This is a genomic window from Thiothrix litoralis, from assembly GCF_017901135.1.
GTDB lineage: Bacteria > Pseudomonadota > Gammaproteobacteria > Thiotrichales > Thiotrichaceae > Thiothrix > Thiothrix litoralis.
On the sequence record NZ_CP072801.1, the window covers coordinates 1,935,652 to 1,954,052 of the forward strand.

Here is an 18,401-nt window from a genome sequence, read left to right on the forward strand (position 1 = left end):
CCCAAACCACTGGGCAGCCTGCTTGAAAGGATGTCATTATTCGTCTTGAGTGGAGTTTTGTGGACTAACGACAGAATCCTTGTCTTTTTTCCAAGACTCCAAACTGATCACCTTGTCGGGCGTATCGCTGTTTTTACCTGCCACATGGGCATGACCCAGCAATACCGACGGATTTCCTGCCAGAAACTCACGCATCAGCCGTAACTTCAAGCTATTGGGAAACTTACTCTGGCTTTGGTCGTTTTCCAGCGCCTCAGCCTCTTCTTCCGTCAGGGAATTAACCAACTTCTCCCAACGCTCATTCAGCGCCTGCTCGATGCTGGCACTGTCTGCTTCCAGCTTGGCAAGCACATCACCGGGTAGTGAATTCAAATACTCGTCAATATTGCCCAGAATCCGCCCAAAGCGCATTTCCAGCAAAGCCCGTAGCACTTCATCCGTCCACTGCTCTTCGGCGTATTTTGCAAACGTATCGGTATCACTGATCAGCAAACCATCGGAACTGACCGAACCATGCTCTTCCCCATAACGCCGCCACAAAATATGTAACTGCGGCAGAAACTGTTCCAGCCGTAAATTCTCATCAGCAGACTTCGGCAGAAACGTAATCGGCTTGAATTGCGGGTAAAGCTGGCAAAACTGGTACAGGGCACTGACATACTGAAAGGGGTCAAAGCTCAGCGTAATGACATTCTCATCGAAGTCTTCCAGCGGCTCATCGTCTTCTTCATCGGCGGCAAGCTCAATGTCCAGAAAAGGCTCATAGTGCTCAAACACGATGTCCCACAGGATTTTATCGTCACGATGACGCACAAAAATAGCAGACTCCACCTGAAACTCAGGTAAATCTGGGGTGGTGTTTACAATCCAGTAATCGCCGGTAGCTTGGGCACTGCGCACAAGGGCACGAAAATCCAGCAATCCAAACGGGATTTCCATAATACGGTCTGGGTGGCTGTAACCTTCGAGCACAACAAGCTGCACAGAAGGCGCACCACCTTCGAGCGTGACAACAAATGACAAACTTTCTTCCATCAGGGCATTCTACCAAAACACAGCGGAATACACTGAAAATTTCACAAGTGCTTGCTACAAATTTCGCAAACACTCGGCCACTTTCAAATGTTGCCTCGCTGAAATCACTGTACCTGCCTGAATATTATTCAGAAACAACACATCCTGAGGGTTAATCCCCAGCCTACTGGCAAGTTGCTCTACGGTATCACCCGCTTGAGGCAAGTAGAAAAACGCACCATAGCGCCCACTACCACGCTCTTCAGTCTGCTCCAACAGTGACTGCGGCAAAGCATCACAACTTGGCAAACCCTTGTTTGCTGGTGATGGCGACTGCGGCACTGGTTGGGGGGCGGGAACAGACTCCCCTGCTACCGCTACAGGTGCTTCTAGGGTGGTTTCCACCAATAACGGCTCTGCTGCTGGAACGACAACCGTCGTACTAACACGTTTCACGCGCACAATGTCTTGATCAATCATAGAAATCAGGTGGAAATTCGGTTGCTCACCAGCTTGGGCAGATGCCAGTGAAACCTTTTCATTCCGTGAGAATACCAAGGTTGCACCCGGCTGTTCTTCCGCCATTGGAGCTGGTAACGGAGTAGTTATATTCGCATCTGCGGAAGCAACTTGTTGTTGTCCCTCAACTGGCGACTGCTCCCCTTCAACCAACGGTTCTGCCGGTGGTTCAGCCACCGCGAGTGTTTCGCCACGCAAGGCAGCCTGATATTCCAGTTCAGCCTGCTCCCAGTCCGCCAACAATAACCGGGCATTCTCGATGGACTTTTTACCCTTTTCCAGCTTGGTCAGATTGGTTAGCACCTTACTGATATAGCCACGGGTTTCTACAAATGAAACCGTAATGGGCTGTCCTTGCTCTACCCTGCCTGCACCGGCATTGTAGGCGGCGATAGCATGGGAGAAACTGCCGTTATAGCGCTTGAGCAACCAACTGAGGTAGCGGGTTCCCCCATTGATGTTTTCGGATGGATCAAAAATATCCATCACGCCCAACTCATCCGCCGTTTCAGGCATGAGCTGCATCAAACCCGATGCGCCTTTATAGGAAACCACCATCTCGCGGTAACAACTTTCGGCAGCAATAACCGATTTGACCAGCGCCGGGTTAACACCGTAGCGCTTGGCGGATGTCTGAATCATTTTTTCATAAGGCGCGGCCTTTTCTTGCAGGGTCTTTGCGCTGAAACCACCACAGCCTCTCGCCTCCGGCGCGCGTGCGTAATGGATACTCGCCAGACGTGACTTGAACCAGATTTTAAGCGCTTTCTCATCCGGCCTCGGCAAGGCTGCCAAGGCGGTGAGGTAAATATCTTCGGATTTATCCCAAGTTTTCAGCAAGGCTTGTGCCTCACGATTGGCTTTCTTGTTGTTTGCCAACTTGAGCAAAGTACTGAGTAATTGCTTAACTGGCTCGCGAATCTCAGCCAAGGGGGCTTTTTTGGTGGCCTCTTCCCTCAGTCTGCCACCATCACTCACATACGCGGTCAGTACTTCTGCCAAACTGCCTTGGTAACGTTTCAGCAAATAACTGAGGTAGCGGGTTCCCGCATCAATATTGGCGTCGGGGTTGAGTACCTCCAACGCACCAAAGCGCTTGGCAGTATCCGCCCTGAGCTGCATCAAGCCAACCGCGCCCTGCGGGGAAACCTTTACGGCATTAAAGCAACTGCTAGAGGCCATTACCGCCTTGATAAGTGACGGGCTGACATCATAACGCTTGGCTGCTTGCTTAATAGCGGCCTGATAAGGTTCGGCCTGTTTATTGAGTGTTTTAGCGCTACTGTCGACACACGCTGGGATTGGTGCTTCCCCAGCGTATAGACTAAATGGAAAGCATAGCAGACTGATTGCCAGCAATGCTGACAACAGGGTTTGATCTGTTTTTTTCATAATGACAAGACACTCACTGAATAACCCGCCTATTAATATAGGCCAATGAAGCAAATTCTGCCGGAAAATACCGGGGAATGCTTGCAGCCATTCAAGCAGTGGCTATTTCACCCGATAAGCGGCATCTTCTGCCCACGTTTTTTCCATTGCTTCCAACTGTGCCAGTTCATTCGCACTGAAACCTGCCTGCAAGCGTGCCTCGGTGTAAAACGGGCCACGTAACGGCCCCTGCAACACCTCACGTATCAACTGGCGGAACGTGGCTTCCGGCTCCAGCCCGCGCTGTGCGCAGCAGTAACGGAACCAGTGCGAACCAATCCGCACGTGCCCAATTTCATCCCGCAGGATAATCTCCAAAATCGCGATGGTCGGCTCATCCCCCACCTCGCGTAAGCGCTGCATCATGCCAGGGGTCACATCCAGCCCACGCGCTTCCAGCACACGCGGCACCAGCGCCATACGAATCAGCACATCATGATCCGTCTTACAGGCTTGTTCCCACAAACCATTGTGCGCGGGCAACTCACCATACGTGCAATCAAGCTCCCGTAAGCGTTCACGCAACAAGCTGAAATGATAAGCCTCTTCCGCTGCCACCTGTAACCAGTCACCGTAATACGCCTCTGGTAAATCGCGAAAACGGTAGACAGCATCCAGCGCCAGATTGATCGCATTGAATTCAATATGCGCCACTGCGTGCAACAAGGCTCGTCGCCCTTCCGGGGTGGTCAGCTTGCGTTGTTTGACCTGTTTGGGGTGAACAAGTTCCGGTTTGGCGGGGCGTCCCGGCATTGAAATCGTCAGCACCGGGCAGTCCAGAGTATTTTCACGCAAACAATTACCCGCCTGCCAGTCGGCGTAGAGCTGACGGGCACAAGCCAGTTTATCCTCAAGGTCAGTTTGCATCAAGCAGGCATAAGCTGCGGCGTAAAGGTTTTTCATGACAATTTCAGGCCAATAATCACATCCATCACATTCGTGCCCGTCGGCCCAGTATGGATCAGGTCGCCGCTGGCTGCCAAGAATATACCGGCATTGGCTGCCTGAAAACAAGCCAGTGGGTCAAGGTTTTGGGACTTACCACGCTGCACCGTGCCATTATCCACCAGTGCGCCGGTATCATCTGTCACACCATCCGTACCATCTGTCCCCGCTACTAACAAGAACAGATTATCATCAGGGCGTAAATAAAGCGCCGCCGCCAAGGCGAGATGCTGGTTTCGCCCACCGTGACCGGGGTTGAGCGGGAGTTGAACCGTGGTTTCCGCCCCCCATAAATAGAGTCCGGGTTCACTGTTGCGCAAGTGTTCCACGCAAAGATGGGCGACAACTTCAGCATCGCCTTCCAGAAAATCGGGCATAACAGTGGAAGAAACGCCACCTGGCAGCCCCTTGTCAGAGGAGGAGGCCACCGCCATTGCCGCTAGTGCTTGCTGGTTACTGGCGACGATTTCCCAGTCGAAATCCTCGCGCGGCGCAGGAAACAGCAAGCCGGAACCAATCACCGCCGGGTCATCACCGGGCACATCGGACATCAACAGGCAACGCACCGGACGCTCACTAACGTATTGCCACAATTTGCCGCCCTTGATCAGGGACAGCGTGCGGCGCATGGCATTGATGTCGCTGATTACCACACCATTCGCCAGCATGTCTTGGGTAGCCTGTTGCAGCCGAGGTAAGCTCCAACCCGCTTCCAGCACTTCCACCAGACTCGATGTACCACCGGAAATCAGGAAAAGGATAGGTTCCTCTGCGGGCAGACCTTGCAGGTACGTGATCAGGGCTTTGCCCGCTTGCAGGGAAGATTCATCAGGGATCGGATGGGCGGATTCGATAATCTGTACATGATCGCCGATAGTAGAATTGACATGACCGTGCTTGGTAATCAACAAACCGCTTTGCAGATTGCCTTTCAGGTAACGGGCTGCACCGCTGAACATGGCTTCGGCAGCTTTGCCAATCGCCACCACGTGGCAAGGCTCGCGTTTACCTCTAACCAGCATCGCGCGGTAAACAGCCTGCTCACCATTAACGGCAGCTAAGCCAGCAGCATAGGTTTCCAGCAAGTGTGTACGATGCTTACTCATCAACCCAACAATGCCGCCACTTTCTTGCGATCTGCCCGCCTCATCGCCTTGCCGGTAATGGGGCTGATCGGCGCTCCGGCAAAACGGTCATCCTGCGGGAACACCATCAGCTCCACTTCCACATCATCGACATAGAAACGCAACAGCGGGAAATAATCCTGTTTCTTGCTGCCCAGACGGGTGCGGCGTTCATGCGTCTGGAACGGGATGTGCTGATCTTCAAGGAAAAACATCACTTCTTCCACACTGTCCGCCCCCAAATACAAGGTAACAGCAGAGTGCGGGCTAGACGTTCCTTCGAGGGCAGCCCCCGTCAAATAGGGGTGATAGGCTTGCAGGAAATCCATCGCCTCCAGCGCCACTTCGCGGTGGTGGCGCAGCAAGACAGGTTGGGTATCCGCATCGAACAATTGGATACGCTGGTGGATGGCGGCTTCCACCTCTTCATTGGTCGGTTGGGCGCTACCCTGCAACCTCACGCCCAGATTTTCCGCCGCCCGTAACTTGGCAAGCCGGTAATCGCGCATCCCGTCTTCGTAAAGCAGACGGGCAGCCTCATCTGCGACCAAGTGACGCAGTTCATCGCGGCTATTGCGCATCAGAAAAGCTGCTCGGGAATTTCCACCCGTTCCGGGGTACGTTGTGGTGCGGGCGCTCGCGGCTGCGCAACTTGCTGGCGGGTCACAATGTCACGCTCGCTTTTGTACTGGAAGCCACTATTGGTAGAAGCCGTCTGACTGCTACTGCTACTGCTACGCCGTTTCGGCTTATCCTCGATATCAAGCCCCAAATCTGCTTCCTTGAGATCCACCGGCCTTTCCCATTCTTTGGAAGGCTCACCCTTAAGCACCCGATGCATAAAATCAATCCACATTGGCAAAGCCACATTGGTAGCGGTTTCCCCTTCCCCAAGCTTCGCCATATCATCAAACCCAACCCAGGCAATGCTCACAACATCCGGGGTAAAGCCACAGAACCAAGCATCTTTTTGATCGTTGGTGGTACCGGTTTTACCCGCAATATCCTTACGATTCAAACTGCGCCCAGCGCGTGCAGCCGTGCCAAACTGAGTAACACCCTGCATCATGCTGACAATTTGGTAATGGGTGCGGCTATCTAGAATACGTTTGGCAGCAGGGTATACCCCTTCGTCACCCACTTTCGGGCGCTCAACTTCAGCCGTTTCCCAGATGGGTTTATCGGACACTTCCTTTTTAACCGCGTCCGTTTTAGTCACTGCCTTGTCATCTGGCTGCTTGATAACGCACACGTCAGACCCACCCGCACAAATCCGGGGTGAGGTTTCCTTGAATAAAACCTGATGATTGCGGTCTTCAATCCGAGTTATAAAATAGGCATCAATCTTGTAGCCGCCATTGGCAAAAGCTGCGTATGCCGTCGCCATTTCCATGGGCGTTGTCATCGCCGTCCCTAAAGCCAGCGTCAGGTTCTGGGGTAAATTTTCTCTGGGAAAACCAAAGCGGGTTGCAAAATCAATCGCATAATTAACCCCGATACTCCGCAGCAAGCGGATCGACACCAGATTACGCGACTTTGCCAAGGCTTCCCGCAACGTCGTGGGGCCAATGTATCTGCCCCCAAAATTCTCAGGCTTCCAGTTACTGCCAGGAATATCCAGCGGTGCATCATTCACCACACTCGCGGGCGTAAAGCCTTTAGCCAAAGCAGCCGCATAAATAATCGGCTTGAAGCTGGAACCCGGCTGACGCACCGCTTGGGTCGCACGATTGAATTTGGAATGGTAGAAATCAAAGCCACCCATGACCGCACGAACCGCGCCATCCGCAGGGTCAAGTGACACCAACGCACCACCAACGGTTGGCACTTGGGAAAGCACCCAGGTATTTCTTTCCTTATCGGTCTGACGCAAACGTACAATATCGCCCGCCTTCAGCACATCACTGACACGTTTAGGGGATGCGCCGCGCCGGTCTTCTGTCTTGAATGCACGCGCCCATTTGACCGCATTAATATCCAGTGTCACCCGTGTCTCACCCACCAGCAACTCAGCCGCTTTGCTGTCAGCACTCAGCACCAAGGCAGGGTACAAATCACCAAAGACCGGGTAAGTGGAAAGTTTATCGCGCATCTCATCTTCGGTTTTCAAATCGCCGAGATCAACCTTATCTTCAGCCCCCCGATAACCATGACGCTGGGCGTAGGAACTCAGCGCCTTACGCAACGAGGCGGCGGCTTCTGCCTGTTTTTCGGAATCCAGCGTCGTGTAAACATGGTAGCCCTGTGTATAGGCATTATCCACACCAAAACGTTTGACAATTTCCGCTCGCACCATTTCCGCAAGATAAGGCGCATCGGCATCAATTTCGGTCTTGTGTTTTTCAGCAGTATTCGGCTCATTCAGCGCCGTCTGGTACTCCAGTTGGGAAATATGCCCAAACTCCAGCATCCGCTTGAGGATATAGTTACGGCGGATCGTCGCCCGCTCAGGATTAGCCAATGGGTTATAACGCGAAGGCGCTTTGGGCAAACCAGCAATCATGGCACTTTGCGCCAGCGTCAGTTCACCCAATGTTTTGCCGTAGTAAGTTTCTGCCGCAGAAGCAATCCCGTAAGCGCGATTGCCCAGATAAATCTTGTTGAGGTATAACTCAAGGATCTGGTCTTTGCTCAGATTTTGCTCCATTTTGATGGCTAGCAGGGTTTCCTTGAATTTACGTTCGAGGTTTTTACCAGAATCCAGGAAGGAATTTCGCGCCAACTGCATGGTGATCGTACTAGCGCCCTGACTTGCCGAACCTGTTGACACCACATTGCGCAGCGCCCGCAGTACCCCTTTGAGATCCACGCCTTGATGTTCGTAAAAACGGGCATCTTCAATGTCGATAAATGCCTGACTCAAGTTACGGGGAACTTCAGCAAGTGTTACCGGGCGGCTACGCCGTTCGCCGTATTCAGCCAGCAATTCGCCATCCTTTGTATAGATACGCAAAGGCACCTGAATATCAATTTTGCGCAGCTCGGCTTCATCAGGCAATTGGGGTGCATAATGGGAGTATAAGGCAAACAAACCTAACGCCCCTAACGTGAGGAGCGCAAAAAAAGCGCCTAAAACAAGCTGAAAAAACTTATAGATGAACCGCATGACTACATTGGACTTTTATTCGTTTACGCACGGCTCCCGTTTATCTGAAAGCACGCCACCCAAGACGGGCAGAGTAGACTATTTTGAGATTCGACGCTACCATTGACCTGAAAATAATTAAAAGATATGAACAATAACCTTTAATAATAACAATAACCCCCGGAATTGCCTGTGTTTTCAATATATCCTCGCAAAGAAAGTCTGCTCGGCCTGGACATCAGCTCTTCTGCCATCAAACTGGTGGAAATGACCCGTAGAGGGCGCGATTACCGGATCGAAAGCTATGCCGTTGCCCCTTTGCCCGAAGGTGTCGCCAACGAAAAAGACATCGTGGAACCAGAGCCTGTGGGTGAAGCCATCCGCCGCGCTTTGCGTGACAGCCGCTCCAAACTGAAGCATTGCGCACTCGCCATCCCGACATCCATGGCGATCAGCAAGATCATCCAAATGCCAGCCTCCATCCCACAAGCCGAGCTGGAAGCACAAATGTCGATGGAAGCCGAGCAACACATTCCTTACCCGATGAACGAAGTCAATTATGACTTTGAAGTCCTCGGGCCATCCGCCAATTCCCCCGAAACAGTGGATGTACTACTCGCTGCTACCCGTTCAGAAAATGTCGAAGTCCGGGTGGCAGCGGCCGAAATGGCGGGCTTGACCGTGGATATTGTCGACACCGAAACCCATGCACTGGAAAAAGTCCTGCGCCACCTGACCAGCGAATTGAGTCAGCACGATTCACTCGCCATCGTCGACTTTGGTGCGACCATGACCGGTATCAGCGTCTTTGAGCAAAGCCGCTTAACCTTTTCCCGCGAGCAAGTCTTTGGTGGACGGCAATTGACCGAAGAAATCATGCACCGCTATGGCCTGACCTGGCAGGAAGCAGGCTTGGCAAAAAAAGAAGGCAACCTGCCGGAAAACTACGTTTCCGAGGTATTGGAACCCTTCAAGGACAGCATGGTGCGCCAATTGCACCGTTTTCTTCAGTTTTATTACGCCTCCAGCCAGAAAGACAGCGTGTCACAAATCCTGATTTGTGGTGGCTGCGCCCGTATTCCCGGTGTGGATGAGCAAATCCAGTCCACTATCGGCATTCCTGTCAGGGTCATCAACCCATTTACGCAGGTTGCCCTCGGCTCACGGGTCAGCCCGGTCAGGTTTACCAATGACATGCAGGCTCTACTGATTGCGGCAGGCTTGTCACTGCGAGGGCTGGAGTAATGGCAGGTCTTAACCTTCTCTCCTGGCGCGAAAAAGCTCGCGAGGAAAAAAAGAAGCAGTTTTTCACCCTAGTGGGGGTCAGTGCGGCGTTGGCGACTGTCGCTGTGTTTGGCGCACACCAGTTCATGCTGTCATCCATTGAGAATCAAGAGCAACGCAATCAATTCCTGGCCACTGAAATTGCCGCACTGGATAAGCAGATCAAGGAAATCGAAAAACTCGACACCACCCGTCAGGCATTGCTGGATCGGATGCAGATCATTGAAGATTTGCAAAGCACCCGCCCGGCAATCGTCCATCTGTTTGACGAAATGGTCAATGCTTTACCCAAAGGCATGTACTTGCTCTCCCTCAAACAGGAAGCCACCAAGGTGCAACTCGAAGGCAAGGCCGAATCCTATGCGCGGGTTTCCAGCTACATGAACCGGCTGGATGCTTCCCCGTGGTTGAGCTCTTCCAACCTGAACATCATTTCCACCAAACAGGAAGCCAAAGATGCTGACATCCTGCTGAGGGATTTCAAGCTGGATGTCACCCAGTTACTGCGTCAAGGCAACGATACAGAAGAGACGGCCACTCCAGCAAAGGCAAAAGCTAAACAAGGGGGTGGCTCATGAACCTGCACGAACTCAATAACCTCGTCGATGACCCCGGTAGTGTTTCCTGGTCGATCAAATCAATGACACTGGCTGTCATCATGATCATCATTCTAGTGTTGGGCTACCAACTCGTCATCGTCGATGAGATTGATGCCTTGACAGCGGTTGAAACTAAGGAGCAACAACTGCGCAGCGATCTGGAAACCAAACAGAAACGCGCCAGCCAGCTCCCACAGTATCAGGCGCAACTGGAAGAAATGCAGCGCTCCTTCAGCATCCTGTTACGCCAGTTACCCAGCGACACCGAGATTCCGGGGCTGATTCTGGATATTTCCGAAAAAGGCTTATCCAACGGCTTGGCATTAGAACTATTTGAGCCACAAGGCGAAGTGAAGATGGAATTTTATGCTGAAAAGCCCATCAAGATCATCGCCAAGGGTTCCTATCGCGAACTGGCAACCTTTGTCAGTGACATTTCTGGTCTATCACGCATCGTTACCATCAATAATATCGACCTGAAACCCGAAGACAAAACCGGGCGATTACGCATGGAAGCCATCCTGAAAACCTACCGTTATCTGGAAGACAGCAACGGCGATACCCCAGCCACCAATAAAGTTGCCAGTAAAGGGAGTAAGCAAGGATGAAACGCACCCTGAAACTATCCGCTGGCCTGAGCGTGCTGCTGTTGTTAAGCGCCTGTAACAGCGACATGAGTGACTTGGAGCAATACGTAAAAACGGTCAAGGCCAAACCCGCAGCCCCGATTGACCCCATCCCCGAGGTGAAGCCTTATGTGCGCTTCATTTACCCTGGGCATGAACTGAACCCATTTGATTCCAAAATACTCGCACCCGATAATGCGGTAGAAGCCGGGAGTAGCATCATGCCTGACCCGAATCACATTCCCGAGTTTCTGGAAAGCTTCCCACTGGACAGTTTGCGCATGGTAGGCACGATCAATCAAAACAACTCACTGTGGGCACTAATCCGTATACCGGATGGAGCAGTCCATCGGGCGCGTGCCGGTAACTACCTTGGCAAAAACCACGGTAAAATTAATAAAGTTGAAGAAACCAAAATTAGCGTACAGGAAATTGTCGAAAACGGCTTCGGTGGTTTCAAGGAACGGGAAAATGCCATTGCCCTTTCTGACCTCAAAGATGTAAAAAAATAACAAACAGGACTAGCAACAAAATGAAAACAATAAAGCAAAGTGTTGCTTTGGCAATTCTCATGGCCTGTACACCAGCCAGCAGCTTGGTATTGGCAGCCGATACGCAGCTACAAAATATCTCTGCCCACGCAGCGGGCAACAAAACCGAAGTACAGTTGCAGTTCAGCTCCCCCGTCGCCTTGCCCAAAGGTTTCATGATGGAGAACCCTTCTCGCTTGGTGTTCGACTTTCCCGCGACGGAAGTCGACGCCAATAGCCGTAGCAAAACCATCAACCTGGGACAAATCCAGACCATTGATGCCGCCAACAATAAAGGCAAGGCTCGGGTTGTCGTACACCTCAATGGCTTGGTAGACCACACGATCGAAGCACGGGGCAACACGGTTGTCATGCTGTTTGACAATAAGAACGGCCAAGCGACACCAGCCTCTGGCGTGCACCGCAGTGGCAAAGCCGCCCCCGATAAACTGACAACACCAGCGTTAACGCCGCCCCAGCCAAGCTGGAATAACGAACATTCGCCCAGCGCAGCCTCCTTGCCGTTGCCGGAATTGCCAGTGCCCAACAGCTTGCCAACCGATTACGCTTGGTACACCCCGCCCGGCGGCAAATCCGCGTCCGCGCCTGCACCCGTGGTTATGCCAACAGCCGCGCCTGTTGTTGCCCCCAAACCAGCGGCAGTCCAGCGCCCGGCTCCAGCCATCATGCAAAATACTGCGCCCTCCCCACAACCTGCTGTCAGTGCAGCCCCGTTGTTACAGGCCGTAGACTTCCGCCGTGAAGCAGATGGTGGTGGGCGTGTGGTCATCAACTTGTCTTCTGCCAATACCAATATCAGCGACGACAAAACTGGCAACACCATCACCATTACCTTCGCGGCAACCGATGTCCCCGCCAACCTGCAAAAGCGCATGGATGTCATGGACTTCGGCACGCCCGTGAGTGCTATTGATGTCGCCGAGCGCAGCGGTAACGCCCGCATTCGTATCACTACCCACGAAGGTTTTGAATACACCACCAAGCGTAACGGCAATGAGTACACTGTCCAGATCGACAAACTCAAAGCAGTGCCAGAAGACAAACTGGTAGGTGGCAAGAAAAAGAAAACCTTCACCGGCGAAAAGCTCTCACTCAACTTCCAGGACATTGAAGTCCGCGCGGTTCTGCAACTGCTGGCTGATTTCACCGACAAAAACATCGTGGTCAGCGACACCGTTACAGGCAATATCACCGTGCGCCTCAAAGACGTACCGTGGGATCAGGCGCTGGACATCGTACTCGAATCCAAAAACCTGGCCATGCGTGAAAACGGCAATGTCATCTGGGTAGCGCCCGCCGCCGAACTGGCCGCCAAAGAGCAACAAGAACTCGAAGCCATCAAGTCCAAACAGGCATTGGAACCCTTGGTGACAGAATACATTGCCATCAACTTTGCCAAAGCCACCGACATGGTAGCCATCATCGAAAAATCCAAGGGTGGGGACAAAGAAAATGACAAGCAATCCCTGCTCTCCTCACGTGGCAAAGTATCGGTAGATGAACGCACTAACACCCTGTTGGTGCAAGACACCGCCACACAGGTCAACGCCATCCGTGATTTGATCAAAGTGCTGGACGTACCCGTCGCACAAGTACTAATCGAATCACGCATCGTCATTGCCAGCGACTCCTTCGGCAAAGAACTCGGCGCACGTTTTGGTATCACCCCAACGTGGATCAATCAGGATAGCGTCGGTATTGGTACAGGCACACTGGGTACAGGTACTGACACCTACTGGGAAAGCGCCACCAAAGCCTTGGCAGACACAACGGGCTCTGCCACCGTCACCATGCCTAGCCTGAGCGACCGCCTCAGCGTCAACCTACCGGTGACGGGGGCGATCGGCAGCTACGGCTTCTCGATCCTCAGCAAAGACTTTTTGGTGGATCTGGAACTGTCGGCCTCACAATCGGAAAACAAAAGTGAAACCATTTCCAGCCCACGAGTGATCACCTCCAACCAAACCAAAGCGCTGATTGAACAAGGTGTGGAAGTGCCGTACCTGCAAGCTTCTTCCAGCGGTGCTGCCAACGTCGCCTTCAAGAAAGCGGTGCTCAGTATGGAAGTCACCCCACAAATCACCCCCGATGAGCACATTTCGATGGATTTGAAGGTCAATCAGGATACGGTTGGCTCGATATACTCCGGGGTTCCCAGCATCAATACCCGCGAAATCCAGACCAAGGTACTGGTTGAAAACGGTCAAACCGTGGTGCTCGGTGGCGTCCACGAGGAACGCAGTACCAACGGCACCAGCAAAGTCCCCGTGCTGGGCGATGTGCCTATCCTCGGTCGCCTGTTCCGTACAGACAATAACAGCAAGAGCAATAATGAGCTGCTGATCTTTGTCACGCCCAAGATTGTGGACAGTAAATCCTAAGCGAAACACACAAGTCGCTTGATTCCCGCGCCCGGTACTGGCATAAATCCGGGATGCAAAATAACATCATCCTGGTGGGTTTGATGGGCGCGGGAAAATCCACCATAGGCCGACACCTCGCCCGTCGACTGAACCTAACATTTTACGACTCCGATAAGGTAGTCGAAGAACGCACAGGCGTCAGCATTCCAACCATCTTTGCCGTTGAAGGCGAAGCGGGTTTTCGTGAGCGTGAAGAACAGGTCATTGCCGAGCTAACCGCTTTACCCAATACCCTGATTGCCACCGGCGGCGGCAGTGTCTTGCGGGACATCAACCGCGAACACATCAAGGCAGGTGGCACGGTCATCTACCTGCGTGCCTCGGCTGAACAGCTTTTTCAGCGCATCCGCCACGACAAAACCCGACCCTTGATGCAAACCGCCAACCCCATGCAAACCTTGCGGGACTTACTCAAAGCCCGTGAGCCGCTGTACATGGAAGTTGCTGATTTGATCATGCCTACCGGCAAACAAAAAGTGAATGTCATCCTGCGTGACATTCACGCCAAACTAAAACAATTACAGGATGTTACCCATGCAAACGCTGAATCTTGAGCTTGGCGAGCGTAGCTACCCGATCCACATCGGGCAAGGCTTGCTGCAACACGCCGAACTGGTCACGCCCCACATCAAGGGCAACAGTGCCGTAGTGGTTTCCAACACCACCGTCGCCCCGCTCTACCTGACTGCTGCCCAGCAAATGCTGACCGGCCTGAAACATTCCACCGTCACCCTACCTGATGGCGAAGCATACAAAAACCTCGACGTACTCAACCAGATTTACACCCACTTGCTGGAAAGCAAAGCTGACCGCAAAACCACGTTGATTGCGCTGGGTGGTGGTGTCGTCGGCGATATGGCAGGCTATGCGGCGGCAAGCTACCAGCGCGGCATCAACTTTATCCAGATTCCCACCACCTTACTAGCCATGGTCGACTCATCCGTCGGCGGCAAAACCGGGGTGAATCACCCGCTCGGCAAAAACATGATCGGCGCATTCCACCAGCCACAATGCGTGCTGATCGACACCGACACACTCAACACCCTGCCCGACCGCGAACTCAGCGCCGGGATTGCCGAAGTGGTGAAGTACGGCCTGATCCGTGATCCCGCGTTCCTGCAATGGCTCGATGCGAACATGGATAAACTGCTGGCGCGTGACCCGGAAGCCCTCACCTACGCGATTTTCCGTTCCTGCGAACACAAGGCAGAAGTCGTGGCGGCGGATGAACGCGAATCCGGGCAACGCGCATTGCTCAATTTAGGGCATACCTTCGGCCACGCGATTGAAGCGGCAATGGGTTACGGGAACTGGCTGCACGGCGAAGCGGTTGCGACCGGCATGGTAATGGCGGCGGAACTGTCACAGCAAATGGGTTGGCTGGCGGCGGATGACGTGGCTTACACGCGCCACATCCTGCAACGCGCCAACTTGCCGGTTGTCCCGCCCGCACAGATGACGGGCGAGGATTTCACCCGCTATATGTCGGTAGACAAAAAAGTGCTGGATGGCACCTTGCGCCTCATCCTGATGAAATCGCTGGGCGAATCCATCGTCACCGCCGACTTTGATCCGGCGGCACTCAAACGGGTATTGAATCGGGAAATTTAATTATTTCCCCAATTTCATCAGCTTACCACTCTGCTTATACGCCAACGTCTCCAGAATGATGCCGTTGGTGTTGGCAGTCAGCGCCTTATTGGGTTCACCGCTGACTTCATACACCCCGGAATACCAACCGCGTTCCGGGTCGGTTAACGTGGCGGCTTTATCCATTAGTTTCTGGGTGTAAGGCGTTTCGTAAAGCATGTGCCAGCCAAACGCCGCTTTGGTACTCAGGGTTTTGAACTGGCTGGCATCCTCACCTTTTTCGGTGATCGCATTCCAAATTTTGCCATTGGTAAACACGGTGTTGTAAACAAAGTACGGCGGCTTATCGATATTGTCTTCCGATACAGCGGTGAGGATGCCGGTATCCTCAAAGCGTTTTTCCTGCACCTTGTAGACGCGCCATGCCAGTTCCTGCGACAGATGATCCCAACCGAATTCCACACCATCGAGAATGTACGGTTCGCTGACCACGTAGTTATGCGCCCCGTATTGCTGCGCACTGCGACTATCCGTTGCCACCTGAATGCCATCAATATCAACAAACGTGAGGAAATCGGTGTAACGCAAGGCATTAGCCACATCCAACCCCATCAGGTTGAAGGATTTCGCCGCGTATTCCTCATAACCCAAACGCCCTTCCTGAAGGTATTCGGTTTTGCCCGCAGCAGTAACCGCCGCACCTTGCAACGTACCTTTCACCAGCATCGGCTGCGTATCCCAACGTTCCATCACTTTTTTGACCGAAGCGGTATGCTGCGGGTAATTCCACGCCAACACATTCAGCGGAACCAATGCCCGCCCGATGTCGATCGCTGACCAACCAATCCCCTTTTCACTCGGCTGATTGGTGTAATCCACCATTTGCAGGGAAATCGTGTTGTAGGATTTGTTCGGCAGTTTGCCTTCAAACAGCGGCATTTTCGTCAGGGAATCCAGCGCCTTGGCAATACGCGTATCGAATTCGTTCTGGTCAATAATGCCCAAGCGCTGCGCCGCAATCACCGCCATCAGGTAGGACGAGGTATCCCACAAAGTCGAGGCATTATACTTATCCACCGAGTTCACTAGCCCAGTTTCCGGCATGGTATTGTTCTGGAAATAACGCCACGCCGTTTTCGCCCACGCCATTTCCTGCGCAGTCAGCGGACGCGTTGGAGCAATTTTCACATCCGCATTGGCCTCAATAATCGCCTCAGGCGTATTCGCATTGCCGACACTAAGCCCTTCCAACCAGCCAACCAAACCAAACGCGGTGACTAACCCCGTCAAAAAAATCAAATGGCTACGCGCACGCACCAAGCTCTGTTTAAAACTCATACTGTCACCTCATTATTTTTATATTGTTGGGGTTGAGCTACTTCCTCGGTAACGGCTTCTTCCGCATCTGGCTGCCAAAATGCTGCCATCACAATACCACTCAACGCCAGAATGTTATTCAAGCCCCAGAACAGATTGGTCAGAATACCCCCCATCGAATAATCGTGATTACCCAGCACAAAAAATTGCACGCTAGCGTAAACAATCCCCAATACCGTCAATACAATCACCGCAAATTGTGGCAGCACCAGATGGAAAAAATTGCCCTCTTGCCGGTCTTTCGGCGTCACCGGGAATTTGATCTGTTCACCTTTCAATACCGTCCAAATCGCTTGCAAGTTAACCGGGAAAAACGACAAGTAACTCGCCTTGGAACGGTAGCCCGCAACGCCCCACGTCCCCACCATGAAGGCCAGCTCCATCGCAATCAGGAACGGCAGGATGTGCAGAAAAAAGTCCCCAGTGTAAGCACTCACCGGCGCAATGCCACTAAACAGGTAAATCAACGGTGCGACCAGAAACATCATGTTCCAGATACCGCCGAGGTATGACCACGCGGTTGCCCCATACATCAACCGTTGCGCCCAACTCATGCCCTTACGCGTTATCGGATTATCATGCGCCACGATGTCCAGCGTGCCACCTGCGTATTTGAAGCGTTGCACCGTCCAGCTCAACAAGTCTTGCGGCGACAACATTTTGGACTCGACGGCCGGGTGCAGTACCGATTTCCAATGACGATCCTCATCCGAATGCAGCACGATAGAGGTATAAATATCTTCGGAAACGTGGAAACGGTAGGGGGTAAATTCTTCCTCACCCGCCACCTGATGGCGCATTTCCTGCACCAAACCGCTATCCAGCGCTTCTCCACCCATCAATTTCTGCAACTGTTTGGACTGCTTGCCCACCTGCTTTTCGATGGTGTCGGAATAGGTTTTGAGCGCGGCTTCCATCACCGCTTCACGACGGTGGATCGAACCAGCCCCGCAACAAAACGACGCATTCGCCCAGTTACGGCGGCGCTGGATAATGTCGTAAAACATTTTTGGCTCATTCACGAACGGGTCTTCGCCAACGCGCAGTTCGCCGATCACCGCTTCCACGCCTTTGCCGATCCAACGCCCCGGTGCTTTCAGGTATTTACCCAATACATCCGGCAAACGCTTGCCTTCCGGCAGATCGAAGAACCATTGCGGGGTTTGTACCCATGCCACATCCGGGTCACGGAAATAGCCCAGCGTGTGTTCCAGAATAGTGGGGAACGGGCGGGTATCCGCGTCACAAATCACGATGAAATCACCGTGAGTCTGTTCCATCGCATTGCGCAAATTGCCTGCTTTGAAACCGATATTGCTGGTGCGGGTGATGTAACCGACGCCCTCTTCTTCCGCCACCTGACGCATGGCAGGACGTTTGCCATCATCCAGCACGAAAATTTTCAGGTCAATCGCGTGTGGATACGTCACTTTTTTGGCATCGCGGATGCTCAGGCGTACCAGTTCCACGTCTTCGTTGTAGCTGGGGAAAAACACATCCACCTTCAACGGACGTTCTTCGCCATGACCGGGGCGCACCACCTCGTCGAGTTTAGCGGGCGGTGGCAATTGCTCGTAATCCTGCACTTTCCACAAGTTGAACACGAACAAACCCAAGCCAAAATACGACGCGGTTTCCGCAAACGCCAAAGGAATGGCGTACCACAAGGCATCCGGGTTAAGCGAATCCGTCCAGCGCCACCACAAATACCATGCACCTAACGTCAGGGCGATAACCGCGAAAAATTGCCAAATGCTCTCCGTAACCGCCGAATATGCCAGCGGCGGCTCAGGTTTGCGCTCTTCAAACTTGTCGAAATAGAATCCCATAGCA

General features: G+C 52.8%; 15 protein-coding genes. 7 read left to right on the forward strand and 8 right to left on the reverse strand.

Annotated features, from left to right (window positions below):
• Positions 1–36: 36 nt before the first annotated feature.
• From J9253_RS09395 to J9253_RS09420, 6 genes are all read right to left on the reverse strand, one after another.
• Positions 37–1,035 (reverse strand): hypothetical protein, encoded by a 999-nt coding sequence (locus J9253_RS09395; protein ID WP_210224326.1) that lies wholly within the window; start codon positions 1,033–1,035, stop codon positions 37–39.
• A gap of 54 nt (positions 1,036–1,089) precedes the next feature.
• A complete protein-coding gene (locus J9253_RS09400; protein WP_210224327.1) occupies positions 1,090–2,925 on the reverse strand; it encodes a transglycosylase SLT domain-containing protein in 1,836 nt (611 codons plus the stop codon).
• Between the two features lie 102 nt (positions 2,926–3,027).
• Entirely contained in the window at positions 3,028–3,867 is an 840-nt protein-coding gene (locus J9253_RS09405) for a ferritin-like domain-containing protein (protein WP_210224328.1), read from the reverse strand.
• On the reverse strand, positions 3,864–5,015 hold the full coding sequence (locus J9253_RS09410) for a glycerate kinase type-2 family protein (protein ID WP_210224329.1): 1,152 nt from the start codon (positions 5,013–5,015) through the stop codon (positions 3,864–3,866). Before J9253_RS09410 ends, J9253_RS09405 begins: the two co-directional genes overlap by 4 nt.
• Entirely contained in the window at positions 5,015–5,614 is a 600-nt protein-coding gene (locus J9253_RS09415; protein WP_210224330.1) for a hypothetical protein, read from the reverse strand. Before J9253_RS09415 ends, J9253_RS09410 begins: the two co-directional genes overlap by 1 nt.
• A complete protein-coding gene (locus tag J9253_RS09420; RefSeq protein ID WP_228291558.1) occupies positions 5,614–8,064 on the reverse strand; it encodes a penicillin-binding protein 1A in 2,451 nt (816 codons plus the stop codon). Before J9253_RS09420 ends, J9253_RS09415 begins: the two co-directional genes overlap by 1 nt.
• A gap of 246 nt (positions 8,065–8,310) precedes the next feature.
• Here J9253_RS09420 and J9253_RS09425 point away from each other — a divergent pair, with 246 nt between their 5' ends.
• The 7 genes from J9253_RS09425 to aroB are packed head-to-tail and all read left to right on the forward strand — an operon-like array spanning position 8,311 to position 15,212.
• Positions 8,311–9,363: a pilus assembly protein PilM gene (locus J9253_RS09425; RefSeq protein WP_210224332.1), complete on the forward strand. Its 1,053-nt coding sequence runs from the start codon at positions 8,311–8,313 to the stop codon at positions 9,361–9,363.
• A complete protein-coding gene (locus J9253_RS09430; RefSeq protein WP_210224333.1) occupies positions 9,363–9,980 on the forward strand; it encodes a PilN domain-containing protein in 618 nt (205 codons plus the stop codon). Before J9253_RS09425 ends, J9253_RS09430 begins: the two co-directional genes overlap by 1 nt.
• Positions 9,977–10,609: a type IV pilus inner membrane component PilO gene (locus J9253_RS09435; RefSeq protein ID WP_210224334.1), complete on the forward strand. Its 633-nt coding sequence runs from the start codon at positions 9,977–9,979 to the stop codon at positions 10,607–10,609. The genes J9253_RS09430 and J9253_RS09435 overlap by 4 nt, the downstream gene beginning before the upstream one ends.
• The gene (locus tag J9253_RS09440; RefSeq protein WP_210224335.1) at positions 10,606–11,139 is read left to right on the forward strand and encodes a pilus assembly protein PilP; all 534 of its coding nucleotides are present in this window, start codon (positions 10,606–10,608) and stop codon (positions 11,137–11,139) included. The genes J9253_RS09435 and J9253_RS09440 overlap by 4 nt, the downstream gene beginning before the upstream one ends.
• 20 nt (positions 11,140–11,159) lie before the next feature.
• Entirely contained in the window at positions 11,160–13,559 is a 2,400-nt protein-coding gene (gene pilQ / locus J9253_RS09445; RefSeq protein WP_210224336.1) for a type IV pilus secretin PilQ, read from the forward strand.
• Between the two features lie 53 nt (positions 13,560–13,612).
• Positions 13,613–14,155 carry a shikimate kinase gene (locus tag J9253_RS09450; protein WP_210224337.1) on the forward strand — a complete coding sequence of 181 codons (543 nt, stop codon included), beginning with the start codon at positions 13,613–13,615 and terminating at the stop codon, positions 14,153–14,155.
• Positions 14,136–15,212 (forward strand): 3-dehydroquinate synthase, encoded by a 1,077-nt coding sequence (aroB, locus tag J9253_RS09455; protein WP_210224338.1) that lies wholly within the window; start codon positions 14,136–14,138, stop codon positions 15,210–15,212. The genes J9253_RS09450 and aroB overlap by 20 nt, the downstream gene beginning before the upstream one ends.
• On the opposite strand, the gene J9253_RS09460 is transcribed toward aroB, so the two are convergent.
• A complete protein-coding gene (locus J9253_RS09460) occupies positions 15,213–16,529 on the reverse strand; it encodes a DUF3131 domain-containing protein (RefSeq protein ID WP_028489371.1) in 1,317 nt (438 codons plus the stop codon).
• Positions 16,526–18,397 carry a glycosyltransferase gene (locus tag J9253_RS09465; protein ID WP_210224339.1) on the reverse strand — a complete coding sequence of 624 codons (1,872 nt, stop codon included), beginning with the start codon at positions 18,395–18,397 and terminating at the stop codon, positions 16,526–16,528. The genes J9253_RS09460 and J9253_RS09465 overlap by 4 nt, the downstream gene beginning before the upstream one ends.
• Positions 18,398–18,401: the final 4 nt, after the last annotated feature.

What these genes read in the sequence shown, in the direction of transcription:
- J9253_RS09395 (WP_210224326.1), bottom strand. Translation starts at nt 1,035, where the DNA reads ATGGAAGAAAGTTTGTCATTTGTTGTCACGCTCGAAGGTGGTGCGCCT.
- J9253_RS09400 (WP_210224327.1), bottom strand. Translation starts at nt 2,925, where the DNA reads ATGAAAAAAACAGATCAAACCCTGTTGTCAGCATTGCTGGCAATCAGT.
- J9253_RS09405 (WP_210224328.1), bottom strand. Translation starts at nt 3,867, where the DNA reads ATGAAAAACCTTTACGCCGCAGCTTATGCCTGCTTGATGCAAACTGAC.
- J9253_RS09410 (WP_210224329.1), bottom strand. Translation starts at nt 5,015, where the DNA reads ATGAGTAAGCATCGTACACACTTGCTGGAAACCTATGCTGCTGGCTTA.
- J9253_RS09415 (WP_210224330.1), bottom strand. Translation starts at nt 5,614, where the DNA reads ATGCGCAATAGCCGCGATGAACTGCGTCACTTGGTCGCAGATGAGGCT.
- J9253_RS09430 (WP_210224333.1), top strand. Translation starts at nt 9,363, where the DNA reads ATGGCAGGTCTTAACCTTCTCTCCTGGCGCGAAAAAGCTCGCGAGGAA.
- J9253_RS09435 (WP_210224334.1), top strand. Translation starts at nt 9,977, where the DNA reads ATGAACCTGCACGAACTCAATAACCTCGTCGATGACCCCGGTAGTGTT.
- J9253_RS09440 (WP_210224335.1), top strand. Translation starts at nt 10,606, where the DNA reads ATGAAACGCACCCTGAAACTATCCGCTGGCCTGAGCGTGCTGCTGTTG.
- pilQ (WP_210224336.1), top strand. Translation starts at nt 11,160, where the DNA reads ATGAAAACAATAAAGCAAAGTGTTGCTTTGGCAATTCTCATGGCCTGT.
- J9253_RS09450 (WP_210224337.1), top strand. Translation starts at nt 13,613, where the DNA reads ATGCAAAATAACATCATCCTGGTGGGTTTGATGGGCGCGGGAAAATCC.
- aroB (WP_210224338.1), top strand. Translation starts at nt 14,136, where the DNA reads ATGCAAACGCTGAATCTTGAGCTTGGCGAGCGTAGCTACCCGATCCAC.
- J9253_RS09460 (WP_028489371.1), bottom strand. Translation starts at nt 16,529, where the DNA reads ATGAGTTTTAAACAGAGCTTGGTGCGTGCGCGTAGCCATTTGATTTTT.
- J9253_RS09465 (WP_210224339.1), bottom strand. Translation starts at nt 18,397, where the DNA reads ATGGGATTCTATTTCGACAAGTTTGAAGAGCGCAAACCTGAGCCGCCG.